Origin of the sequence: Polynucleobacter sp. 15G-AUS-farblos, assembly GCF_018882445.1 — a bacterium.
Taxonomy (GTDB): Bacteria; Pseudomonadota; Gammaproteobacteria; order Burkholderiales; family Burkholderiaceae; genus Polynucleobacter.
The window spans coordinates 325,550-346,485 of the sequence record NZ_JACVOM010000001.1 but is presented as its reverse complement, the minus strand read 5'-3'; the positions used below and the strand labels follow the sequence as shown (position 1 = coordinate 346,485).

Below are 20,936 nucleotides of genomic sequence, written 5' to 3'. Positions count from 1 at the left end.
GAGATATGTCCTTTGCGACCAATGCCTGCATTGCAGGAATTTATGAGCACCCGCTTCGAGTAGCGCCTGATCACACGGTAGCTCAATTACATGCTGAGGTTGCTCGTGGCGCCTTGCTGGATGCGGGCCTGACCTTAAATGATGTAGACGCCTATTTTTGTGCTGGCGATGCCCCCGGAATGGGGGCTGTATCAATGGCTGATTACTTAGGTCTAAAAAAGCTAAGCTATTTGGATTCAACAGATACTGGCGGATCTTCTTATCTGACTCACGTCAATCATGCTGCTCGTGCCATTGCACAAGGGCAATGTAAGGTAGCGTTGATTACCTTAGCGGGACGTCCTAAGTCAGAAGGCTCAAGCGGTACTCAAGTGCGAAGTCAATATGCAAGTGCACCTGATTTTGCCTTTGAAAAACCGTATTCCCCAGCACCTTTAAATACTTACGCCATGTGCGCGATGCGTCACATGTATGAGTTTGGCACCACTAGCGAACAGTTGGCTTGGATTAAGGTGGCAGCTTCCCATCATGCACAACACAATCCTCATGCCATGCTCAAGGATGTTCTAACGGTAGAAGATGTCCTAAACTCTCCAATGATTGCCGATCCTTTGCATCGTGCTGATTGTTGTGTAGTCACTGATAGTGGGGGCGCTCTGATTGTGGTGCACCCTGACATTGCTAAGACATTAAAAAAACCTGTGATCACCATGATGGGCGCAGGTGAAACTACCAAAGGTCAAATGGGTGGCAAAGTCGATTTAACTTATTCAGGTTTAGCTTGGGCTGCTCCACGGGCGTTTGCGGAGGCAAAATTAACGCCAGAGCAAATTCGCTATGCCTCAATTTACGATAGCTTCACTATTACTGTATTAATTCAGCTAGAGGATCTGGGTTTTTGTAAAAAGGGTGAGGGTGGTCGCTTTGTTGAAGGCGGACAGTTGATTTCTGGGCAAGGAAAGTTGGCTTTTAATACCGATGGTGGAGGTTTATGTAATAACCATCCAGCTAATCGCGGCGGCATGACTAAAGTCATTGAGGCGGTAAGACAGTTGCGAGGTGAGGCCCATCCAGCAGTCCAGGTTCCTAATTTAGAGTTTGCGCTAGTCTCTGGTATTGGCGGTGCCCTGGGAACACGGCACGGGGCTGCTGCGCTGATTATGGGGAGATTGCAATGAGTCAAGCACTTCGTTTACCAAGTCCGATTACCAATCCTGAAAATAAAGCATTTTGGGAAGCTGCACAGGACAATCGTTTGATATTGAAGGTTTGTAATAGCTGTAACGAGTCCCACTACTACCCACGTACTATTTGCCCACATTGCGGAAGCGACTCAACTGTTTGGGTTGAATCGCAGGGTCTTGGGGAAATCTATTCTTATACCGTGATGAGGCGAGGGGTAGAGGTGCCTTTTGCAATGGCTTATGTACGACTCAATGAGGGAGTCTCATTACTGACGCACCTTACTAATTGTGATTTTGATTCAATTCAAGTCGGTCAAAAAGTGAAAGTAGTCTTTCAGGAGACTCAAGATGGGCAAAAAACCCATCTATTTGAGCCCCTTTAAATCAAGTACTTGCTAGATGAGTTTCTTGAGGGCTTCTAGATAGTTCTCAGGATTCAGTGGCTTACCTTCTCGTTGGGCTTCCCACATCACTTGCCCCAAACATTCCATGATCCGGTGCTGTGCTTCATGCTCTGACCCCAATTTTTGGCTGAGCTTCTCTGCCACCTCTTTTATGCCTGGTGGTTGATTAATCGAGATTTGCTCGCTAATCGATAGATGCATTGACAGATGTAAAAATGGATTGGTCTCGCCGCGTTCGGGAGAGTAGTCTTGTTCTAGAGCGCTCTCTGGATCTAGCAGCAGAGTATGGTACTCGGGATGTTGTTCCATCCAATCACCTGCAAGCGTTTCCATTGAGTCCAGAACATGTTTATCGGACTTCTTTTTCCAGGTATCACAAAAAAAACGGCGCACTTCTTCACGGGTTGGATTAAATATCGCCACGAACTTTTCCTTTTGCAGTTTTTTTCTTAAATCCACACAGCGGCTCAACGATACATTGTGCACAGTCAGGGTTACGGGCCTTACAGGTGTATCTACCATGAAGTATCAACCAGTGATGTGCGTCGAGTAAATATTCTTTGGGAACCCGTTTTAATAGTTGCTGTTCAACTTGAACCACATCTTTGCCAGGCGCTAAACCGGTTCGATTGGATACTCGAAATATATGGGTGTCTACTGCGATCGTTGGCTGACCAAATGCGGTATTCAAAATGACATTGGCAGTTTTTCTGCCGACACCCGGCAGGGCTTCAAGTTCTTCGCGAGTTTGCGGCACTTCACCACCATGTTTTTCTAGTAAAAGACGACACGTCTCCTGAATATGTTTCCCTTTGGCGTTGAAGAGGCCAATATGCTGAATGTAAGGTCTAACACCTTCCTCACCCAAGTCCAGTAAAGCTTGTGGGGTATTGGCAACTTGAAATAGCTTTCTCGTTCCTTTGTTTACCGAGATATCTGTCGCTTGTGCGGAGAGCAATACGGCAATTAAGAGTTCAAAGGGTGAGCTGTACTCCAATTCTGTTTCAGGCTTGGGATTATTGGCTTTGAGTTGCTCAAAAAATGCCCGCCGTTTTTCTGGGTTCATCATTTTTTTGCTTGCGCTCTGGCCATAGCAGCTGCAATGATTGCGCGTTTTCGTTCTTGTTCTTGTTTTGCTTCATCAGACAATGCATCTTCTGCATTCACAGCCGCTAGCTTTGCCGCAGCTTTCTTAGCGAGACGCGCATCATTGTCTTTTTCTTCTCGATCTAGGCGATTCTCACGAGCGTGATAGCGCTGACGTGATATATCTGCTAGCTCAGGAGACCAAGCATCCCAGCCAGTTTTACTTTCGGTGACATCGATCATGCTGATGCAGTCAACCGGGCACGGAGGAATGCAAAGATCACATCCAGTACACCACTCCGTTAAGACAATGTGCATTTGCTTAGAAGCGCCTACTATTGCATCTACCGGACATGCTTGAATGCAGAGGGTGCAACCAATACATTTTTGCGGATCAATCAAGGCTACTGGCCTAGGGCGTTCAATACCGCAATCGGGATCGATCTTTGGATGTAATTCGAAAGCATCTTGAGGATAAATTGGAGTCAGAATTTGACTCAGTCGAACGATGCCCTCAACACCCCCAGGTGGGCAACGGTTTGGGGCCACACTGCCAGTAGCTAATGCCTCTGCGTAGCCCCGACAATCTGGGTAGCCACATTTTGTGCACTGGGTTTGGGGAAGTATGTCTTCCAAGCGATCAATTAGGTCATTCGCTTGCTTCATATAAATAGATATACCAAGTTCCTCTAGAAATAAGAGGCTCCTGAGAGCCTCTTATTTATGCAGATTTACTGCGAGCAGAAGATTTTTCCCCCGACTGATGGGTTCGAATGAAGGATTTAATTTTTGGATAAACCTTTTCGCGCCAACGACGTCCGGCAAAGATGCCATAGTGACCTGCACCAGCAACTTCATAATGGTCTTTATTGTCTTTTGGAATGCCGGTGCATAAACCATGAGCAGAGCGAGTCTGTCCACTGCCAGAGATATCGTCTAACTCACCCTCTACAGTCAGAAGAGCAGTCTTTTTAATATCTTGAGGTTTAACTAACTCACCAGCGACTTCCCAGGTGCCATTAGGCAATGAGTAATCTTGGAAAACGGTCTTGATGGTATCGAGATAGAACTTGGCATCCAGATCCAATACTGCGTTGTACTCATCGTAGAAACGAATATGAGATTCCGTATCTTGTTCATCACCACGCACGAGATTTTGGAAGTAGTCCCAATGGGATTGCAAATGGTTCTGAGGGTTCATCGCGATAAAGCCGGTGTGCTGTAAGAAACCTGGATAAACGCTACGACCAGCGCCAGGATAGGTTGGTGGCACTTTGTAGATCACATGACTCTTGAACCACTCGTAGGATTTTTGTTCTGCAAGGTTATTTACAGCGGTAGGTGATTTGCGTGCATCAATTGGCCCACCCATCATGATCATGGATGCAGGCGTTGCCTCGCCAGCTGAAGCCATAAGGGAAATAGCGCCCAGTGTTGGGACGGTAGGCTGGCAAACGGAGATGACATGTAAATCTTTTGCGCCAATGATGCGGATAAATTCTTGGATGTAGTGCACGTAGTCATCCAGACCAAAATCACCATCTTCAGTTGGCACGTTGCGTGCATCAATCCAATCAGTAATGTAAACCTTATGGTCTTGTAAAAGTGTACGTACAGTATCTCGGAGTAGGGTTGCATGGTGCCCGGACAATGGCGCTACCACTAACACTGCGGGATCATCTTTTAGTTTTTTAATAACCTCTACATCATCTGAGTAGCGCTTAAAGCGAACTAGGTTGCAGAATGGTTTAGCTAGAGTGGTGATTTCGTGAATAGCTACCTCGCGACCATGAGCATGCACAGCACGAATACCAAACTCAGGCTTTTTGTAGTGCTTGCCTAAGCGGTAGAGGAGTTCATAGCTTGCTGCTAAGCGCTCAGAGCCTGGGACCATTGAAGCTGGATTAGAAGCATTAATAAATGCTTCAGATGCAGCGCGTGCCCATGAACTCACAGGTTGAAGTAAAGCTTTTTGGAATTCGTGTAACTGATATAGCATGGTACCTCCGGTAATTCAGTGTTTCCGCTTACTACGCTAAGACGCGGGCGATTGCTTTGGCCACCTTATCAATATTTTTGGTATTGAGAGCCGCCACACAAATGCGTCCAGTGGAGAGGGCATAAATGCCATCTTCTTTCTGTAAGCGATCTACTTGCTCAGCTGTTAATCCTGAGTATGAAAACATTCCGCGCTGTTGTTCAATAAAAGCAAAATCTTGCTTAACACCAGCAGCTGCTAATTTTTCAACCAAACCATGACGCATCGCTTTAATGCGATCACGCATCTGCGAAAGCTCTTCTTCCCAAAGAGCGCGCAGTTCAGGTGTATTTAAAACGGCAGCCACAATAGCGCCACCATGCGTTGGTGGATTGGAGTAATTGGTGCGAATAACGCGTTTGAGTTGAGACATAACGCGGGTAGACTCATCTTTGCTTTGCGTCACAATCGACAGCGCACCAACTCGCTCACCATAGAGTGAGAATGATTTTGAAAATGAGCTAGAGACAAAGAAAGACATACCGGACTCTGCAAAAAGACGTACCGCTACTCCGTCTTCCTCAATACCAGCAGCAAAGCCTTGGTAGGCCATATCCAAGAAAGGAATCAAGCTCTTCGCTTTGCAGATGTCGATAACCTGGCGCCATTGCGCCTCGGTGATATCTGCACCAGTCGGGTTATGGCAGCATGCGTGCAATAAAACGGTAGTGTTCTTTGGGAATGACTCTAGTGATTTCACCATGCCAGCAAAATCAACCCCACGGGTCTTGCCATCAAAATAGGTGTACTCAACTACTTCAAAGCCAGCAGATTCAAAAATGCCGCGATGATTTTCCCAAGTTGGGTTGCTAATCGCGCAAGGTGCGTTTAAGTTGAGGCGTTTGATAAAGTCAGCGCCGACTCGTAAGGCACCTGTACCGCCAAGACATTCGGCAGTCACCACACGACCTTCTTTAATCAAGGTAGATTCAGCGCCGAACAATAAATTTTGTACGGCAGTGTTGTAAGGATTTGGGCCTTCAATTGGAATGTAGCTACGTGGAGAATGTTTTGCGACGTGAGCATGTTCCGCTTGGATTACTGCTTTCAAAAGAGGTACCTTGCCTTCGTCTGTGTAATAGACGCCAACTCCTAAGTTCACTTTATCGGGACGCTGGTCGGCAACGTAGGCTTCAGTGAGGCCAAAAATAGGATCCTTAGGGGCTAATTGAACGGAGGCGAACAGGGTCATTTGTGGGAGGTTAAGAGTTTATGAAGGTGGTAATTGACGTTAAATTCAAGTTAATTTGGTTTAATTGCCTGGTTAACAAGCCAGATTCAACTTTTTTCAAATAAAAACGGCAAAATCAATGTTTGTACAAAATTCGCTGTAAAGAAAACTTACAGATGAAATGATAGCCGAGATGCCCCCTAAGTTACCCAAAACTGCTCCTAAATCTGAAGTGAAGGATCTGAAAAAAAGCCCAGAGGCCGACCCTCTGGGGGAGGCTGGCCATGACCTAGATCCGGCCAAATTTGTGACTTTTCCGGATTCACCGTACCAGCTTTACCAGCCATTTGCCCCTGCTGGGGATCAGCCCCAGGCTATTGAGGCTTTAGTTGAGGGAATTGAGGATGGATTGACCTTTCAGACCCTCCTGGGGGTTACTGGATCCGGGAAGACCTTCACGATGGCCAATGTCATCGCTAGAACGGGGCGCCCAGCCATCATTTTTGCCCCTAATAAGACCCTTGCAGCCCAGCTTTATAGTGAATTTAGGGAGTTTTTCCCCAAAAACGCTGTTGAGTACTTCGTTAGTTACTACGACTATTACCAGCCAGAGGCCTATGTTCCTCAGCGCGACCTCTTTATTGAAAAAGATTCGTCCATTAATGAGCACATTGAGCAGATGCGCTTGTCAGCCACGAAGAGTTTATTAGAGCGTCGTGACGTCATCATTGTTGCTACCGTGTCTGCAATTTACGGCATTGGTAATCCTGGTGACTATCACAGCATGGTGATGACACTTCGTCCTGGTGACAAAATGAGTCAACGCGATATTTTGATGCGTCTGATCGCGATGCAATATGACCGTAATGAAACTGACTTCAAGCGCGGCGTATTCAGAGTGCGCGGCGATACTATTGATATCTTCCCAGCAGAACATAATGAGTTAGCAGTACGCGTAGAGTTATTTGATGATGTTGTGGAGAGCTTGCAATTTTTTGATCCCCTAACTGGAAAGATTCGACAAAAGATTCCACGCTTTACGGTTTACCCAAGCTCTCACTATGTCACCCCAAGAGAAACTGTTCTCAAAGCGATTGAAACCATCAAAGAAGAGTTACGTACTCGCTTGGATGAGTTTGTGAAAGATGGAAAATTGGTTGAGGCGCAACGACTTGAGCAGCGCACGCGTTTTGATTTAGAGATGCTCAATGAATTAGGCTTTTGCAAGGGCATCGAAAACTACTCTCGCCACCTCTCGGGCGCAGCCCCGGGCGAGGCCCCGCCTACCTTGGTGGACTACCTGCCCAATGATGCATTGATGTTTTTAGATGAGAGTCATGTTCTGATTGGGCAGCTCAATGCAATGTACAACGGTGATAAATCTCGCAAACATACTTTAGTGGAATTTGGTTTCCGTTTACCCTCGGCAATGGATAACCGACCTCTGAAATTTACTGAATTTGAAACCAAGATGCGTCAAACCATTTTTGTTTCTGCAACGCCTGCCGATTACGAAAATACACATCAAGGTCAGGTGGTTGAGCAAGTGGCTAGACCAACAGGATTAGTTGATCCTGAGATTGAAGTGTTACCAGCAAGCACTCAAGTTGACAACTTATTAGATCAGATACATGAGCGAGTCAAAGTAGGCGAGCGTGTATTGGTAACTGTTTTGACAAAAAGAATGGCTGAGCAGTTAACGGATTATCTTTCTGATAATGGCGTGAAGGTGCGCTATGTGCACTCTGATATCGACACGGTAGAACGCGTAGAAATTTTGCGCGATCTCCGTTTAGGAGTATTTGATGTTTTAGTAGGTATTAATTTATTGCGCGAAGGTTTGGATATCCCTGAAGTTTCATTGGTTGCCATTTTGGATGCTGATAAAGAGGGCTTTTTGCGTTCGGAGCGCAGCTTGATTCAGACCATTGGGCGTGCTGCTCGAAATGTCCGAGGAAAAGCAATTTTGTATGCCGATAAGGTGACAGACTCTATGCGTCGAGCAATGGGGGAGACGGAAAGACGTCGAACCAAGCAAGTTGCTTTTAATAAACTCCATGGGATTGAGCCAAAAGGGGTCCAAAAGCGCATTAAGGACATCATTGATGGGGTTTATGACGTTAAGGAGAAGCGTCAGGAAATGCAGGTTGAGCAGGAGAGGGCTCGCTATGAAGATATGGGCGAGAAGGACTTGGCTGCTGAAATCAAGCGCCTAGAGAAGCAAATGAATGCCGAAGCCAAGAATTTGGAGTTTGAAAAGGCTGCCAGCACCCGTGACCGCCTCACAAAGGTCAAGGAAATGGCCTTTGGAGCGAGATCCCGAGACTCGGTTTAGAAAGTCCTTTAATTCCTGAATTACCTTGAGGTTTTTTGAGATAATTCCCGAGCAATTTAATAGGGAATATGGTAAAGTTGAGTGGAATGGTCGGGTATTACCCGCCCGACTGTGAGCTGTCCATAACAATCCATTACCAAGGTGACATATGAGACTTACAACTAAAGGCCGTTTTGCAGTAACCGCAATGATCGATTTAGCCCTGCGCGAGACGCATGGTCCTGTAACTTTGGCTGGAATAAGCCAAAGACAAAAAATCTCCCTCTCTTATCTCGAGCAATTGTTCGGCAAATTACGTCGCTTCAATATTGTTGAGAGCACACGTGGGCCTGGCGGTGGTTATACGCTCGCTCGCAAATCTAATGAGATTAGTGTTGCAGACATTATTGTTGCCGTCGATGAGCCATTGGATGCCACACAATGTGGTGGAAAAGGCAATTGTCACAGTGATGAAGAGAATCATGGCCGTTGTATGACACACGATCTTTGGAGTAATTTGAATTCTAAGATGGTTGAGTATCTCAGCTCAGTGACCTTGCGTGACCTCGTTATTCAGCAAGAAGGACGCGGTATCGTAATACAAGATATGCGCCAAAAGAAGGTCAAGACAGAGAGCGTCAAGGCTGAAAAAGTGGCTCCAGCACGCGCAGTAAAAAAAGAGCCAGCCCCAAAGGCGCCTCTGATCAATTCCGTTTTTAATCTGGCGAGACAAAGTTAGTTCTGTGTCGCCTCAACCTATAAGTTAATTATGAACGCACCACAAGACCTTCCCCAGCAACCGGTTCCGATGTTTAGTCCTGAGCACTTCCCGGTGTACATGGACTACTCAGCGACGACGCCGATTGATCCTAAGGTGGTTGACAAGATGTTGCCTTACTTGCGTGAGCAATTTGGTAACGCAGCATCACGTAGTCATGCTTATGGATGGGCTGCCGAAGAAGCAGTTGAGTGGGCGCGTTCTGAAGTAGCTCAATTAGTTCACGCTGATCCCCGAGAGATTATCTTCACAAGTGGTGCAACAGAGAGCATTAACTTGGCACTTAAGGGTGCAGCCCATTTTTATAAAGATCGCGGTAATCACATCATTACCGTGAAGACTGAACACAAGGCAACCTTAGATACTTGTCGCGAATTAGAGCGCGAAGGTTACGAGGTGACTTATTTAGATGTTTTGCCAAACGGTTTAATTGACTATGCGCAGCTGGATGCGGCGATGAAACCAGGAACCATTTTGGCTTCAGTGATGTATGTTAATAATGAAATTGGCGTTGTACAAGATATTCCTAAAATTGGTGACTTATGCCGTTCACGTGGCGTGATTTTTCATGTGGATGCAGCGCAAGCAACCGGTAAGGTTGAAATTGACTTAGAAAAGATCAAAGTGGATCTGATGAGTTTCTCTGCTCACAAAACTTATGGCCCAAAGGGAATTGGTGCCTTGTTTGTGCGTCGTAAGCCACGTATTCGTATTGAAGCGCAGATTCATGGTGGTGGTCATGAGCGCGGTATGCGCTCTGGCACCTTGGCTGTGCACCAAATCGTTGGAATGGGCGAGGCCTTTCGTATTGCCCGTATTGAGATGGTCGATGAAAACAAACGTATCCGCGCATTGCGAGATCGCTTACTTGCTGGATTGAAAGATATTGAAGAAGTGTATGTCAATGGCGACATGGATGACCGCGTACCGCATAACCTCAACATTAGCTTTAACTATGTTGAAGGTGAATCAATGTTGATGGCGCTTAAAGACTTGGCAATCTCATCTGGCTCTGCTTGTACTTCCGCTTCTCTTGAGCCATCTTATGTATTGCGTGCGCTTGGTCGCAATGATGAGTTAGCGCATAGCTCTATCCGCTTTACATTAGGACGCTTTACTACTGAGCAAGAAGTCGATTTCACCATTAAGTTGGTGAAGGAAAAAATTGCTAAGTTGCGTGAGTTATCGCCACTGTGGGAAATGTATAAAGATGGAATCGATCTGAGCACGATTCAATGGGCAGCGCACTAAATAATTGAAGCAATAACAAGGAACTACTATGGCTTATAGCGAAAAAGTAATCGATCACTACGAAAATCCACGCAATGTTGGCTCTTTTGAAAAGGGCGATGACAGCGTAGGTACTGGTATGGTTGGTGCACCTGCTTGCGGTGATGTAATGAAACTCCAAATTCGCGTAAATGATCAAGGCGTTATTGAGGATGCCAAGTTCAAGACTTATGGTTGTGGTTCAGCGATCGCATCATCGTCCTTGGTAACTGAGTGGGTTAAAGGAAAAACCTTAGATCAAGCATTGGAAATTAAGAATTCTTTAATTGCCGAAGAATTGGCTCTACCACCAGTAAAAATCCATTGCTCTATTTTGGCTGAAGACGCCATTAAAGCTGCCGTCGCTGACTATAAAGAAAAGCATCCAGTTAAATAAACGGATACAAAAGACTATGGCAATTACCCTAACCGAAAAAGCAGCAGCTCACGTTAACCGCAATTTAGAAAAGCGCGGTAAGGGATGTGGTCTGCGCTTGGGTGTTCGTACAACGGGTTGTTCTGGCTTGGCTTATCAATTGGAGTACGTAGACGAGGCCGCCCCAGAAGACACGATGTTTGAATCAAACGGTATAAAAGTATTTGTTGATCCAAAGAGCTTGGCCTACTTAGATGGTACAGAATTAGACTTTGTACGTGAGGGTTTGAATGAAGGATTTAAGTTTCAAAATCCAAACGTAAAAGACGAGTGTGGTTGTGGCGAATCCTTCCGCGTCTGACGATTACTTTCGTTTCTTTGGCCTAGATCAGCAATTCAACCTCGACTTGCCTGCTTTAGATCAGGCATATTTAGCCGTTCAAAAAGAAGTCCATCCAGATCGCCATGCCCGTGGAAGTGAGTCTGAGCAGCGCATCGCTATGCAAATGGCTACCTTGGCTAATACTGCCTATCAAACACTTAAGAATCCTATTCAACGGGGTTTATATCTGTGCCAGTTACATGGCGTTGATGCGAAATTAGAAACAAATACCGCCATGCCTGCTGCTTTTTTGATGAAGCAAATGGAGTGGCGAGAAAATTTAGATGAGCAGGCAGAAGACCTGGCAGCGCTTGAGGCGCTGATGGAGGAGGTGGAGAGCTCTAAGCAAGATACTTTGCTAGAGATTAAGCAAGCGCTTGATCAGGCTCATAATTATGTGCGGGCAGCTGAATTACTCCGAGGCCTATTATTTATTGATAAGTTCGCTATTGAGCTTGATGATGCCATTGCCACTTTAGTCTAGCCTTACACTCTATTTCTTATGGCCTTATTACAAATCTCAGAACCTGGAAAGTCCCTAGCGCCGCATCAACGGCGAATTGCTGTCGGGATTGATTTGGGTACCACCAACTCTTTGGTGGCCATCGTCCGCGATGCACTCCCAAAGGTTTTACCAGATGCGCAAGGTAGAGAATTGCTTCCTTCAGTGGTGCGTTATTTGCCTAATGGACGAACCCAGGCAGGATTTGAGGCTCTTGAGAGTGTGGTTCTAGATCCTAAAAATACGATTGTTTCTGTAAAGCGTTTTATGGGGCGCGGTTTAGTAGATGTGGAACATCTCGAGAGCGCTCCTTATGATTTTGTTGATCAGCCAGGTATGCTCAAATTGAGAACCGTTGCTGGTGATAAAAGCCCAATTGAAGTTTCTGCAGAAATTTTGGCGCGCTTGCGACAGCTTGCAGAAGATTCAGTTTCGGATGACATTGTGGGCGCTGTGATTACAGTACCAGCCTATTTTGATGATGCACAACGTCAAGCCACTAAAGATGCTGCAAAGTTAGCAGGGATTGAGGTGTTGCGCTTATTGAATGAGCCAACTGCCGCTGCAATTGCATATGGATTAGATAATGCCACCGAAGGCGTGTATGCCGTCTATGATTTGGGTGGTGGCACCTTCGATATTTCCATATTACGGATGAGTAAGGGCGTCTTTGAAGTACTTTCCACCGGCGGAGATTCTGCTTTGGGTGGGGATGACTTTGATCATCGCCTGTATTGCTGGGTGATTGAGCAGGCTAAGCTTCCGCCGCTATCGATTCATGATCATCGCACCCTCCTACAAGCTTGTAAGCATGCTAAAGAGCAATTGAGCTACAACCCTTTGGCGCGTGTGCACGTGACATTGGCTGACGGGACGTTAGTGAATGTGGGCATTAGTCAGGCTCAATTCTTTGAAATGACGCAAAACCTACTTACTAAGACTTTGGTTGCCTGTAAAAAGGCATTGCGTGATGCGGGCCTAAAAGCTGAAGACGTAAAAGGTGTTGTGATGGTTGGTGGCTCAACTCGCATGCCGAATGTGCAGCGTGCAGTTGGTGAGTTATTTGGAACGCAGCCATTAAACAATCTCAACCCAGATCAAGTCGTTGCTCTTGGTGCTGCAATGCAAGCAGATTTACTCGCTGGTAATCAAAGCAAGGATGATGAGTGGTTATTGTTAGATGTGATCCCACTTTCTCTTGGTATTGAAACCATGGGTGGATTAGTTGAAAAAATTATTCCTCGCAACACGCCTATTCCGGTCGCAAGGGCGCAAGACTTTACAACCTTTAAAGATGGTCAAACTGCCCTTGCAATTCAGGTGGTGCAGGGTGAGCGTGAGCTGGCACAGGATTGCCGCTCCTTAGGTAAGTTTGAATTACGCGGTATACCGCCCATGGCGGCTGGCGCTGCTCGTATACGAGTTACTTTCCAAGTGGATGCAGATGGATTGCTTTCAGTTAGCGCCACTGAGCAGGGATCTGGAATAAAAGCCTCGATCGATATTAAGCCTTCTTACGGCTTGACTGATGCTGAAATTACCAGAATGTTGCAAGATGGTTTTTCATCGGCCAAAGAAGACCTTCTAGCTCGCTCATTGAGGGAAGAGCAAGTCAATGCTCAGAGATTATTAGATGCTGTCCAAACGGCATTAGATAGCGACAGAGGCTTACTTTCTAAAGAAGAGCAGTTTGTCATTGATCAAGAGATGGCTACCTTACAAAAGATTTTGAATGAAGAAACAGACAGCGCAGTAGTGCGTAGGGCTGTTGATCATGCCGCTAAGGCAACAGATGATTTCGCACAAATGCGAATGAATGCCAGCATCCAAAAAGCGCTTTCTGGTAAGAATGTCGCTGAAATTTAACTATCTATAGAAATTGATCATGACGCAAATAGTTGTTCTACCTCATAGTGAGTATTGCCCAGAGGGTGCGGTAGTTGAGGTATTGCCCGGCACCTCTATCTGCGAAGCGTTGCTGGAGAATGACATTCCCATTGAACATGCCTGCGATATGGTCTGTGCATGCACTACCTGTCATGTGATTGTTAAAGAGGGTTATCAAAGCCTGAATCCTCCAGACGAAAATGAAGAAGACATGCTTGATCGTGCTTGGGGGCTGAATCCTCAGTCTCGTTTATCTTGCCAAGCGATTGTTGCCCGTGAAGATTTGGTCATCGAGATTCCCAAGTATTCCATTAATCACGCTAAAGAAAACCACTAAAGACAAAGAGGCTGTGAATTGATCAAAATCCAGATCTCTTTATTCGCAATTCTCTTTTCAGTCCTCAGCATTGCCTACGCTGATGGTGCTCATCCTGGCATCACTACTGAATTAGTCATTCGAAGCGCGGATGATTGGTCTGGAAGCAAGTTACCCCCGTATCACAGTGATGCCCCTGAAATTGCTTTAATGCTATACAGCGTTCCCCCGCAAACTGCTTTGCCGATTCATCAACACCCCTCGATTAACGCGGCATATGTCATTGACGGCGAGATAACCGTTATGAAAGAGGGTGGTGGTGAGCGCACGTTCCGCAAGGGTGAGGCGATTATTGAGATGGTTGGAAAGTGGCATCACGGAATTAACCGTGGATCAGTCCCAACAGAGTTGATCGTTTTTTATGCAACTGCAAAAGATTTGCCCTTGGCAATAAAAAAAGACTAATACCAAAGACATTTAGCGCTTTGGTGCTGTAGTACTTGATTCGCGAATCACTAAATTCACATTCGCTTTAATTTTCTTGGGTAAATTTTCTACTCCGTTGATTTGAGAGATGAGATGGTTTGCTGCTTGAGCCCACATACCAATCGCATCGATATGAATCGTAGTCAAGCTGGGCAGAAGATGTCTTGATATTTCAAGATCATCGAACCCCACAATGGAAAGATCTCGAGGAATTTTCATTCCTTGGTTTTGTGCTTCTAAAAGGGCCCCAAGCGCTAAAACGTCCTGCCCACAAATAATCGCTGTTATTTTTGGATTGGAAATTAGTAACTTTTTTAAGCCCAGTCTTGCTTCATGAAGTTCGTAATGGCATTCCACAATGACTTCAGGTTTGAGGTGAATTTTTTTCTCAGCTAATAGCTCTAGAGCGCCTGCCACACGGTCTGTGGCGCGATCGTTGTTGTTAGTAATGCCTGTCAGAATGCCAAAATGTTTGTGACCTTTTTCAAGTAGATGTTGCACGCCTAACTTAATGGCTTCTCGATTATCAAAGCCAGAAGCATAGCCGCTATAGGGGGTATTGAGCGAACCCACATGGATGTAAGGAATACTTCGAGTTTTTAGGAGTTTGAGAGCCTCCCTCTCCTGGCTAGTTCCAAAGAGGGCGATACCTTCAACTCCTCTTGCTAGTAGATTATTAATTTGGTTTGTTTCTATTACAGGGTCATAGTTAGTGCTGGCAACTAATAATTGGTAACCAGCTTGATTAAGTTGTTTCTGAAATTCAGCAAGACCCTGTGCAAAGATGGCGTTATCCAGCGTTGGCACGATGGCGCCAATTGTTCCTGAACGCTTGAGCATGAGTGATCGTGCTCCAGCATTGGGGATATAACCTAATTTTTTGATGACGTCATTAATTTTTTCTTTTAGCGCAGTACTGACTGTGTCCGGACGATTTAAAGCACGCGATACGGTCGCAGTAGAAACTTTTGCTGCAGCTGCAACATGATCAATGGTGACTGCGCCGGTATTTTTTTTCATCATCAGTTGGGGTAAGTACTAATCCAATCTTATGGACAGAATTTATATTGCTGTTAAATTAAGGCTATTATGAAAGCGCTTACATTTTCTGTCATTCTATAAGGAATTAGAAATTTTTAGCAGACTTTTTTCTCTTGTTTTGTTTTTTGCCATATTGCTCCTTGCTTGGTTTGGTTTGACCGAGTGGAGCGGTGCCATTTCTAGCGCAAGATTCCCTTCGCCCACTGAAGCTTGGAATTCATTCAAGATTATTGCTATGCAAGGTTATGGCAATGGCAAGTTATATCAACATGTCTTGCAAAGCATGATGTTGGTAACTACAGGGTTTCTTGTTTCTTCATCTTTGGGTATCTTGCTTGGCATTCTGATGGGGGCCAATAAGAAAATTGAAGCTTTTGTGAACCCCATATTTCTGACCTTGAGGCCAATCCCACCTTTGGCATGGATTCCGTTGGCAATCGTATGGTTAGGCTTAGGTAATTCAGCTAAGGTGATGGTGATTTACGTCGCCGCATTTGTGCCGGCAGTCATTAATAGCTTTACTGGTGTTCGCTCAATCGAAGTCCCGCAGCGTGAAGCTGCTGCTATGTTGGGCATCAGCCGCTTTGCCTACTACCGTGAAGTCTTGATACCGGGCGCGCTGCCATTGATCTTTACTGGCTTACGCCTATCTCTACAAGCATCGTGGACTACCCTGGTTGCTGCTGAGTTGGTAGGGGCTACTTTGGGCTTGGGTTCAATCCTCAATCAAGCTGCACAGGACATTAATCCTGCAATGATTTTGGTGGGCATGATAAGTGTTGCCATATCTGGCTGGCTTATGACGCAAATTCTGGCAAAAGCTGAACGTTATGCAATGCCTTGGAGAGCATGATGGCGCATCGTGAGCGTTTAAACCAAGGTGAGTTTGTATTGTGGACAGGGCTAGGCATTGCTAGTTTTGTTGGCTTTTGGTATCTCTCGGTATTGATGGGTTTTGTGCCTAAGCAGTTTTTGCCTGCGCCGCATGAGGTACTCCTGAAGTTTATTCATTTGATCAATGAGCCATTTTCTGGGTACACCTTATTAGCGCATATTGCCTCGAGCTTTCAGCGATTCTTATATGGATTCTTATTGGCAGTCGTCATTGGTATTCCATTAGGTCTTTTAATGGCCTTATCTCGATTTGCAAATCAGCTCATCACACCATTTTTTGAAAGCATTCGCTTTGTTGCGCCAATTGCTTGGGTTCCATTTGCAGCGCTTTGGTTTGGAACTGGAATCGGTGGACCAGTACTAGTTATTTTTATGGGCGCATTTCCGCCAGTATTAATTAATACCTATCGAGGCGCTATTCATGTGGATAAAAAGTATCTTGAGGCCGCCAGGATGTTGGGGGCAGGTAAGTTACGTTTGATGACCGAGGTCTTATTTCCGGCGGCGATTCCATCCATCATTGCGGGCTTAAGAATTTCTGCTGGCCTTGGTTGGCAATCATTAGTGGGTGCAGAATTAATTGTGGCCTCAAGTGGTGTGGGTTACATGATGGTAAAAGGTCAAGCTAGTATTCAGACCGATATTGTCATGAGCGGGATGATTGCTATTGGACTAATTGGTTTACTTATTGATGTACTTTTAAGGCAGGCTGAAAAGTTCGCTGTTCACTATAGAGAAATTTGAGTTATGGCAGATATCGTTTTTGATTCCGTAGAGCGAAGCTTTAAGCAAGGCGGCAAAGAGTTTTTGGCTGTTGGTGGAATTAACTTGACTGTTAAAGACAGGGAGTTTGTGGCGATTGTCGGACCCTCTGGCTGTGGCAAAACAACTTGTATGCGCATGGTTGCTGGCCTCGAAATGCCTAGCAAAGGACGAGTTCTCGTAGGCGGTAAAGAGGTGAAGGGGCCTGGCCCGGATCGTGCGGTTGTATTTCAGCAATTTGCTTTATTTCCATGGAAGACAGTTCAAGAAAATATTGAATTCGGCTTGAAATCCATGAGCATGAGTAAAGAAGAAAAGCGCGATAAGACCGCTCGATTAATTTCCTTGATGGGTCTTGAAGGCTATGAGCAAGCATATCCCCATCAATTATCAGGCGGTATGCAACAGCGTGTTGCTATTGCTCGCGCTTATGTACTTGAGCCAGAGGTACTATTGATGGATGAGCCTTTTGGAGCCCTAGATGCTCAAACGAGAGTGGTCATGCAGGAAGAATTGGTGCGTTTAGCTCGCAAGAATCCTAAAACCGTTTTGTTTATTACTCACGCGGTTGAGGAGGCGGTATATCTCGCAGATCGGGTAGTTGTGATGTCTAGAAGGCCAGGTTTAATTAGGGATGTCATTGAAATTAAACCTATTCGGGAGAAAGAGGGCTGGGATACTCATTCGCGGATTGAGGATGTAATGGATTTAAGTTCGTTTGTGCAGTTGCGTAGTCAGATTTGGAAGTTGTTACGGGAACAAAACTTGGGCGTTGATCATTGATTCACTTTTGTAATGTATGAAGGAGAGAAAAATGCAATTCAAAAAAACATTAGCAAGCATCATAGGGGCAACAGTTTTATCAGCAGTTAGCATTGGGCAAGTTCAGGCGCAAGCAAAGCCTGCGCTGACAGAGATTAAGGTGAGTTATCAGCCTGCTTTGTATTGGGCGCTTCCATTCTATGTTGCGACCGAAAGAGGGTGGTGGAGTGAATTGGGCTTGAAGCCTGAATTCAGTACTTTCCCAGCAGGCGTTCCTCAGATTGCCGCCTCTGCCTCCAAATCTTGGGATGTCGGTGGTACTGGATCAGTCCCTGCAGTATTGGGCTATGTTCGATTTGGTATCAAGACTATTGGTCTAAGTAATGATGAGTCTGCAGGTAATGCACTTCTGGCAACTTCAAAAGCCGCAGAAGCCTTTGCTGCAAATCCTCAGTCCTTAAAAGGACAGACCATTGTGTTAACTGGTAACTCCACTGGAGATTATGCAGTTCAGTCTTGCCTGAAAAAGTATGGTCTATCAAAGACAGATGTTGTTATTAAGAACATGGGTCAGGGTGAAATCATTTCTGCCATGTCATCTGGCAACGCAGACTTCGGAGGCTTATGGGCACCGAATATCTATACCCTGGAAGAAAAGGCTGGCGCTAAAGTAATTTGTAGCGGTAAGGATGGCGGTGCGTTTGTTCCTGGTGCATTGATTGTTCGCGGTGATTATGCAAAAGAAAATCCACAGAACGTTGCTAAGTTCCTGGCTATTTACTTGCGCGCTTGGAAATGGATGAACGCGAATAAGCCACAAGCTATTGCCATGATGAAGAAGTTCTATGAGCAGGGCGGCGTTACTATTTCTGAAGCTTCAATGAAGAAAGAGTTCGATACTCGTCCTAATTATGATTTGGCTACAGAGTTGAAAATTATGGATAACTCGAAAGGCCCTTCACAAGTCGATGGTTGGTTTAATGCGATTGCGGCATTTATGCAGTCAACTGGTGCTATCCAAACCATTCCACCAGCAAATGAATACATTACTGATGAGTTCATGAAGATGGTGAATGCAGATAAGAAGCTACGTGATTTTGCAAACAATACTAAGTAGTATTTAAAGCAATCTAAAAAGTGAGGGAAACCTCATTTTTTAGATTAAAGCTGTAAGCGCTTACAAAATGAAGGTAACAAACATGTCTATTAATTACTTAAAAAAAGCAGCAAAAACACCCGAGACAGAAACTTCAACTGCACAGCAGGTGGTAACAGAGATGCTCGCTAATATTGAGAAAAATGGCGAAGCAGCAGTAAGGGATTACTCTTCAAAGCTCGATAAGTGGACTGGTGAAATCGTGATGTCTGAGCAAGCGATCAATGCCATCTTGGCTGACGTGCCTAGCTCCGTAAAGAAGGATATCGACTTTGCCGTAAAGCAAGTCTATGACTTTGCCATTGCGCAAAAAAATAGTATTCAAGACTTCTCAACTACTTTGCATGAAGGTGTAACTGCTGGTCAGAAGGTATTGCCAGTGAATGTTGTTGGTTGCTATGCGCCTTCAGGACGCTATGCCCACATCGCTTCAGCTTATATGACGGTAGCGACTGCTAAAGCAGCGGGAGTAAAAAATATTATTGCTTGCTCAAGCCCATTTCGTGGCGGCGGTATTCATCCATATGTCCTTTATGCCTTTAAGGCTGCAGGGGCAGATGTCATCATGACATTGGGTGGCGTACAAGCTATTGCATCCATGGCCTATGGTTTATTTACTGGTAAACCAGCCGATGTGGTTGTGGGACCAGGGAATAAGTTTGTGGCTGAAGCCAAGCGTTCTCTTTTTGGTAAGGTCGGCATCGACGTCTTTGCAGGGCCCTCTGAAATCGGAATCATTGCAGACGAAACTGCTGATCCCAAAATTGTTGCAAGCGATCTTGTCGGTCAAGCTGAACATGGGCATGAATCTCCAGCATGGTTATTCACAACTTCTGAGGAATTGGCTAAAGAAGTAATGGTATTAGTGCCCCAAATGATTGATCTCTTACCTCCGATCGCAAAAGATGCGGCTGCATGTGCATGGCGTGATTATGGTGAGGTGATTGTTTGTAAATCTCGTGAAGAGATTGCTCAAATCTCGGATAAGTATGCGAGCGAGCATCTTGAGGTGCATGCGAAAGATCTGGATTGGTGGTTAAGTCATCTCACCTGCTACGGCTCACTCTTTTTAGGTGAAGAAACAACGGTAGCATTTGGTGATAAGACCAGTGGTCCTAATCATGTCCTACCAACTAAGGGCGCAGCTAGATACTCTGGCGGTTTATCTGTTCATAAGTTTATGAAAACGCTCACTTGGCAAAAAATGACGCGTGAGGGTAGTAAGGAAATGGCCTTGGTCACCGCCAGAATTAGTCGTTTAGAAGGCATGGAGGCGCATGCCCGTACTGCAGATGATCGCTTAGAGAAATATTTCCCAAATGAAACATTTGATCTTGGTGTTCCAGTAGAGGTATGAGTTCTATGATTAATCAATTATTTGGTTTGCAGGGAAAAACAGCTCTAGTGACCGGTGGAAGCAGCGGATTAGGTGAGGGTATTGCATTGGCCCTCGGCCTTGCTGGAGCTGAAATAGCAATCGCGGCTCGCAGAGAGGCGCCATTAAATGAAGCTGTTGCCAGGCTCAGTAAGCAAGGCATTAGAGCTTCCTCATTTATGGCAGACTTAAGTATTCTTGAACAATCTGCAGAGCTATCTAAGCAAGTGCTTGCCAAGCTAGGAAAAGTAGACATTTTAGTTAATGCTGCTGGTATTAATTTGCGAGAGCCCTTTGGTGAAATCACTCCACAGAGTTGGCAGGAGCAATTAAATGTGCAGTTGGCCGCACCCTTCTTTATGACTCAAGCACTTGCACCGCAGATGAAAGAGCGTCAATGGGGAAGAGTAATTAACATTGCATCCTTACAGAGTTATCGCGCATTTGCTAATAGCGCCCCGTATGGTGCAGCAAAGGGTGGAATCTTGCAATTGACAAGAGCGATTGCTCAGGAGTGGTCAAAGTTTGGCATTACTTGCAACGCTATAGGACCGGGTTATTTTCCGACAGCACTAACAGCGCCGGTATTTAGTAATCCAGCCTTGGTCAAACTACATGCTGACCGAACTGCGATTGGACGCAATGGTGAAGTGCAAGATCTGAATGGGGTCGCTATTTTTTTAGCGAGTGATGCATCAGCCTATATCACTGGCCAAACCATCATGGTCGATGGCGGTTATACAGCTTCGTAAG

Annotated in this window: 23 protein-coding genes; 17 read left to right on the top strand and 6 right to left on the bottom strand. The window is 45.4% G+C overall.

The window, feature by feature from the left end:
* Positions 1-5: 5 nt before the first annotated feature.
* Together ICN41_RS01715 and ICN41_RS01710 are read left to right on the top strand one after the other, a co-directional pair.
* A complete protein-coding gene (locus ICN41_RS01715) occupies positions 6-1,178 on the top strand; it encodes a thiolase domain-containing protein (protein WP_216291071.1) in 1,173 nt (390 codons plus the stop codon).
* Entirely contained in the window at positions 1,175-1,567 is a 393-nt protein-coding gene (locus tag ICN41_RS01710) for a Zn-ribbon domain-containing OB-fold protein (protein ID WP_216291070.1), read from the top strand. The genes ICN41_RS01715 and ICN41_RS01710 overlap by 4 nt, the downstream gene beginning before the upstream one ends.
* A 12-nt stretch (positions 1,568-1,579) precedes the next feature.
* Here ICN41_RS01710 and ICN41_RS01705 read toward each other — a convergent pair whose 3' ends face one another.
* From ICN41_RS01705 to ICN41_RS01685, 5 genes are read right to left on the bottom strand one after another with little or no spacing between them, the layout of a single operon-like run.
* Positions 1,580-2,011: a DUF1841 family protein gene (locus tag ICN41_RS01705; protein ID WP_216291069.1), complete on the bottom strand. Its 432-nt coding sequence runs from the start codon at positions 2,009-2,011 to the stop codon at positions 1,580-1,582.
* A complete protein-coding gene (nth, locus tag ICN41_RS01700; protein ID WP_216291068.1) occupies positions 1,998-2,654 on the bottom strand; it encodes an endonuclease III in 657 nt (218 codons plus the stop codon). The genes ICN41_RS01705 and nth overlap by 14 nt, the downstream gene beginning before the upstream one ends.
* Positions 2,654-3,340: an electron transport complex subunit RsxB gene (gene rsxB / locus ICN41_RS01695; protein WP_216291067.1), complete on the bottom strand. Its 687-nt coding sequence runs from the start codon at positions 3,338-3,340 to the stop codon at positions 2,654-2,656. Before rsxB ends, nth begins: the two co-directional genes overlap by 1 nt.
* A 55-nt stretch (positions 3,341-3,395) precedes the next feature.
* Positions 3,396-4,673, bottom strand: coding sequence for a polyhydroxyalkanoate depolymerase (locus tag ICN41_RS01690; RefSeq protein ID WP_216291066.1), 1,278 nt, complete (start codon positions 4,671-4,673; stop codon positions 3,396-3,398).
* A 31-nt stretch (positions 4,674-4,704) separates the two neighbouring features.
* Complete coding sequence (locus ICN41_RS01685) at positions 4,705-5,904, bottom strand: amino acid aminotransferase (protein WP_216291065.1); 1,200 nt, start codon at positions 5,902-5,904, stop codon at positions 4,705-4,707.
* Positions 5,905-6,064: 160 nt separating this feature from the next.
* Between ICN41_RS01685 and uvrB the strand changes: the two genes are divergently transcribed.
* The 9 genes from uvrB to ICN41_RS01640 all read left to right on the top strand — a co-directional run bounded on the left by uvrB (position 6,065) and on the right by ICN41_RS01640 (position 14,172).
* Positions 6,065-8,218 (top strand): excinuclease ABC subunit UvrB, encoded by a 2,154-nt coding sequence (gene uvrB / locus ICN41_RS01680; protein WP_255537841.1) that lies wholly within the window; start codon positions 6,065-6,067, stop codon positions 8,216-8,218.
* A 148-nt stretch (positions 8,219-8,366) separates the two neighbouring features.
* Positions 8,367-8,936, top strand: a complete 570-nt coding sequence (locus ICN41_RS01675; protein WP_216291064.1) for a Fe-S cluster assembly transcription factor — start codon at positions 8,367-8,369, stop codon at positions 8,934-8,936.
* A 30-nt stretch (positions 8,937-8,966) separates the two neighbouring features.
* Positions 8,967-10,226 carry an IscS subfamily cysteine desulfurase gene (locus ICN41_RS01670; protein WP_370629073.1) on the top strand — a complete coding sequence of 420 codons (1,260 nt, stop codon included), beginning with the start codon at positions 8,967-8,969 and terminating at the stop codon, positions 10,224-10,226.
* Positions 10,227-10,254: 28 nt separating this feature from the next.
* Positions 10,255-10,641, top strand: a complete 387-nt coding sequence (iscU, locus tag ICN41_RS01665; protein ID WP_216291063.1) for a Fe-S cluster assembly scaffold IscU — start codon at positions 10,255-10,257, stop codon at positions 10,639-10,641.
* A 16-nt stretch (positions 10,642-10,657) separates the two neighbouring features.
* Positions 10,658-10,981, top strand: coding sequence for an iron-sulfur cluster assembly protein IscA (gene iscA, locus ICN41_RS01660; RefSeq protein WP_216218833.1), 324 nt, complete (start codon positions 10,658-10,660; stop codon positions 10,979-10,981).
* Entirely contained in the window at positions 10,959-11,486 is a 528-nt protein-coding gene (gene hscB, locus ICN41_RS01655; protein WP_216291062.1) for a Fe-S protein assembly co-chaperone HscB, read from the top strand. Before iscA ends, hscB begins: the two co-directional genes overlap by 23 nt.
* A gap of 18 nt (positions 11,487-11,504) precedes the next feature.
* Positions 11,505-13,370, top strand: a complete 1,866-nt coding sequence (hscA, locus tag ICN41_RS01650; protein ID WP_216291061.1) for a Fe-S protein assembly chaperone HscA — start codon at positions 11,505-11,507, stop codon at positions 13,368-13,370.
* A gap of 19 nt (positions 13,371-13,389) precedes the next feature.
* Positions 13,390-13,728, top strand: a complete 339-nt coding sequence (fdx, locus tag ICN41_RS01645; protein ID WP_216263503.1) for an ISC system 2Fe-2S type ferredoxin — start codon at positions 13,390-13,392, stop codon at positions 13,726-13,728.
* Between the two features lie 18 nt (positions 13,729-13,746).
* Positions 13,747-14,172: a cupin domain-containing protein gene (locus ICN41_RS01640; protein ID WP_216291060.1), complete on the top strand. Its 426-nt coding sequence runs from the start codon at positions 13,747-13,749 to the stop codon at positions 14,170-14,172.
* Between the two features lie 12 nt (positions 14,173-14,184).
* Here the strand turns inward: ICN41_RS01640 and ICN41_RS01635 are convergent, their stop codons facing one another.
* Entirely contained in the window at positions 14,185-15,213 is a 1,029-nt protein-coding gene (locus ICN41_RS01635) for a LacI family DNA-binding transcriptional regulator (protein ID WP_216291059.1), read from the bottom strand.
* Between the two features lie 154 nt (positions 15,214-15,367).
* On the opposite strand from ICN41_RS01635, the gene ICN41_RS01630 reads away from it, so the two are divergent.
* From ICN41_RS01630 to ICN41_RS01605, 6 genes are all read left to right on the top strand, one after another.
* A complete protein-coding gene (locus ICN41_RS01630) occupies positions 15,368-16,087 on the top strand; it encodes an ABC transporter permease (RefSeq protein WP_255537840.1) in 720 nt (239 codons plus the stop codon).
* The gene (locus ICN41_RS01625) at positions 16,087-16,872 is read left to right on the top strand and encodes an ABC transporter permease (protein WP_216291058.1); all 786 of its coding nucleotides are present in this window, start codon (positions 16,087-16,089) and stop codon (positions 16,870-16,872) included. The genes ICN41_RS01630 and ICN41_RS01625 overlap by 1 nt, the downstream gene beginning before the upstream one ends.
* Before the next feature lie 3 nt (positions 16,873-16,875).
* Positions 16,876-17,673: an ABC transporter ATP-binding protein gene (locus ICN41_RS01620; RefSeq protein WP_216291057.1), complete on the top strand. Its 798-nt coding sequence runs from the start codon at positions 16,876-16,878 to the stop codon at positions 17,671-17,673.
* Positions 17,674-17,704: 31 nt separating this feature from the next.
* A complete protein-coding gene (locus ICN41_RS01615; protein WP_216291056.1) occupies positions 17,705-18,769 on the top strand; it encodes an ABC transporter substrate-binding protein in 1,065 nt (354 codons plus the stop codon).
* A gap of 82 nt (positions 18,770-18,851) precedes the next feature.
* Positions 18,852-20,165: a histidinol dehydrogenase gene (hisD, locus tag ICN41_RS01610; RefSeq protein ID WP_216291055.1), complete on the top strand. Its 1,314-nt coding sequence runs from the start codon at positions 18,852-18,854 to the stop codon at positions 20,163-20,165.
* On the top strand, positions 20,162-20,935 hold the full coding sequence (locus ICN41_RS01605) for an SDR family oxidoreductase (protein WP_216291054.1): 774 nt from the start codon (positions 20,162-20,164) through the stop codon (positions 20,933-20,935). The genes hisD and ICN41_RS01605 overlap by 4 nt, the downstream gene beginning before the upstream one ends.
* Position 20,936 lies beyond the last annotated feature (1 nt).